General features: G+C 48.3%; 1 protein-coding gene. It reads left to right on the forward strand.

Translation table 11 applies throughout. The features are described from left to right. The coding region (locus tag AAEY83_RS18530; protein ID WP_351061637.1) for a thiolase family protein at nt 1-236 on the forward strand (236 nt) is incomplete at both ends.

Consider the following 236-nt stretch of genomic DNA (forward strand, 5'->3'; position numbering starts at 1 on the left):
GTCACTATCAATAAGCTTTGTGGTTCAGGTCTAAAAGCTGTGATGCAAGCACATGACGGTATCAAAGCGGGCAGCTTCGATGTCGCAGTTGCGGGCGGCATGGAATCCATGACCAATGCTCCTTATATTATGCCAGGCGCACGTGGTGGCTATCGTATGGGCCATAAAGAAGTCAAGGATCATATGTTCCTAGACGGCTTAGAAGATGCTGAAACCGGTAAGCTAATGGGCATGTT

It is taken from the genome of Psychrobacter sp. TB20-MNA-CIBAN-0197 (assembly GCF_040309765.1).
GTDB lineage: Bacteria > Pseudomonadota > Gammaproteobacteria > Pseudomonadales > Moraxellaceae > Psychrobacter > Psychrobacter submarinus.